Raw genomic sequence first — 2,598 nt, 5'->3', positions numbered from 1 at the left:
CCCCCGCCTGCGAATATCCCGTCAATGCGATGCCCGGAATCTGATCGCGCGCGTTCACGCCTTGCAGGGCTTCGAAGTCCCTGATGCGCGCCAGCACCTGATACCCGTCTTCTACGCCGAGCACGATATCGCAAAGCAGAATCTGCGGCCTGGCGTTTGCTGGCATATGCGCGAGAAGGGCGAGCGCTTCGTCGCCCGAGCCGGCGACTTGCACTTGCGCGCCGCTCACAGTCAGCACCGCCTCCAAGGCATCGCGCGCGTCTTCCTGATCGTCGATTGCGAGCACGCGCAAGCCTTCGAGCGGCCTTTGCGTATCGACGACGGTTTGCGGCGCATCGGCCGCCGCCGGGCGTTGCCCGTTCACATGATCGTCATCCAGAACAGGCCGTAAAGGCAAAACCAGTCCGTAGGCAAGACGCTGACCGACGGGCATCGCCGTCAGGCGGCCTCCCGAAGCTGTCAGCTTTGCTTCGATCGCGCGGGCGGTCGCCTGCGACAATTCCAGCGAACCGCCATGCGCGCCGACTACGCTGATCCACGCATGATTGCCTTGACGCTCGACACGAAGTTCCACGAGCCCGCCTGCACCTGTCTGTTCGATCTCGCTCTGGCACAGCATGCCGACAGCCTGCTGCAACTCGACGGGATCGCCCGTCAGACGCAGGTCGTCTCGTGGCACGACCGTCCGCCATACGATGCGACGTTCCGCAATCGCGGCTTGCAAAGGACGCAGCGCATCCGCAATCAGCGCGCCGATCCTCACCGATTCCGACGATACCTTTCGCTGAAGATGTTCGAGTTCGCCCTGCTGCCACTGCAACGCCCACATCTTCGCGTAGACCGCGTTGCGCGCCAGCAGATCCTCATGCGTGCCCTGCTCGACGATCCGCCCGTGCTCCATCACGAGAATCCAGTCTGCGTCGACTACCGTCGATAACCGGTGCGCGATCGAAACCGATGTGCGGCCGCGCGCAAGCCGGTTCAGTTCAGCCTGGATCGCACGTTCAGAGCGGGTGTCGAGCGCCGAGGTCGCTTCGTCGAACACGATGATGCGGGGGTCTTTCAGTATCGCGCGGGCAATCGCAATGCGCTGCCGCTCGCCGCCCGATAACAGCACGCCGCGCTCGCCGACACGCGTGTCATAGTGATCGGGCAAGCGCTCGATGAACTCGTCGATCTGCGCCGCACGCGCTGCGCGCACCACGTCGGCGCGCGTCGCACCCTGCCTTCCGTAGGCGATGTTGTAGGCAATCGTGTCGTTGAACAGCACCGTGTCCTGCGGCACGATCCCAATCGCTTCGCGCAGGCTTTTCTGCGTAATCCCGCGCACGTCCTGGCCATCGATCAACACACGCCCCGAGCCCGTCTGATAGATGCGGAACAACAACCGCACAAGGGTGGATTTTCCCGAGCCGCTGCCGCCGACCACCGCGAGCCGGTGGCCCGGATGCACGTGGAACGTCACATCGCGCAGCACCGGACGCATTGGGTGGTAACCGAAGTTCACGTGCTCGAACTCGATCGCGCCATGCGTCACGACCAGCGGCTTTGCTTCCGGCATATCGATGTCCTCACCCGGTATGCCACGGGCAATGAGAATCGTGAACATCCGCTCGACATTGACCTTCGCGTCGTTGGTCTCGCGGAACACGAAGCCGAGTGTGTTCAACGGCATGCAGACCTGAATGATGTAGGCGTTGATCAGCACGAGATCGCCGACGCTCATGGCACCCGTCGTCACGTTCTGCACTGCCAGCAGCACCACGGCAGCGATGCCCGTCGCGATCACGCCGCTTTGCCCGACATGCAGGGCCGTCAGCGCGCGCTGGTTTGCAATGCGTGCGTCGATCCATTGGGCAAGGATGTCCGAAAGGCGCCGGGTCTCGGTCTCCTCGGTGGCGAAGAACTTGACGGTATCGTAGTTCAGCAGACTATCGACGAGCCGTGCATCCGATTGCGCCTCGATCGCATTTACACGACGCTGCACCACGAGCCGCCGCTGGGTGAACACGTAGGTGTAGAACGCGTAGCACGTAAAGGTTACCGCGATGATGATCGTGAACGCCCACTCATAGTTGCGCATGACGATCGCAATGATCGTCCCGATCTCGATGATGGTCGGCAAGATGGAAAACAGCGCGGTGCCGAGCAGAAAGCCGATGCCCTCCGTGCCCTTCTGAACGTCGCGCACCACAGCGCCCGTCTCGCGCTGCGCATGAAAGCGCGCGCCGAGCCGTTGCAGATGGTCAAAGGTGCGCTCCGCGAAATCCGCGACCGTGCGCTGCGTGACAGGACTGAAGACCACGTCGCGCGCCTCGTTCAACGCATCGGCAAAAAAACGCAGCAGCGCGTACGCCAGCACGAGAAAAACGGGAAATACGACAGGCGCTGCGGGATGGCTCAGTTCGTCGACGATGTGTTTGAGCGTGAGCGGAATGGCGACGGCAGAAAGCTTCGCGAGAATCATCAAAGCAAATGACGCAACTGTGATTGCCCGGTATTTGAGTACTGCGGCCAGCAGGTCGCGGACGATCAGCCGTTTGATCTGCGCGCGAGTCGTTGCGTTGGTCGGGTTCATCGTCCTGTCCGGTGAGTTGC

General features: G+C 62.3%; 1 protein-coding gene. It reads right to left on the bottom strand.

Annotated features, from left to right (window positions below):
* A partial coding sequence (locus tag KFO72_RS41715) for an ATP-binding cassette domain-containing protein (RefSeq protein WP_225034537.1) occupies positions 1-2,578 on the bottom strand: 2,578 nt, incomplete at its 3' end.
* Between the last annotated feature and the right edge of the window lie 20 nt (positions 2,579-2,598).

The organism is Paraburkholderia sp. XV (assembly GCF_020177535.1).
In the GTDB taxonomy this organism is placed as follows: domain Bacteria; phylum Pseudomonadota; class Gammaproteobacteria; order Burkholderiales; family Burkholderiaceae; genus Paraburkholderia; species Paraburkholderia caribensis.
This window is presented reverse-complemented; position numbering and strand designations above follow the sequence as displayed.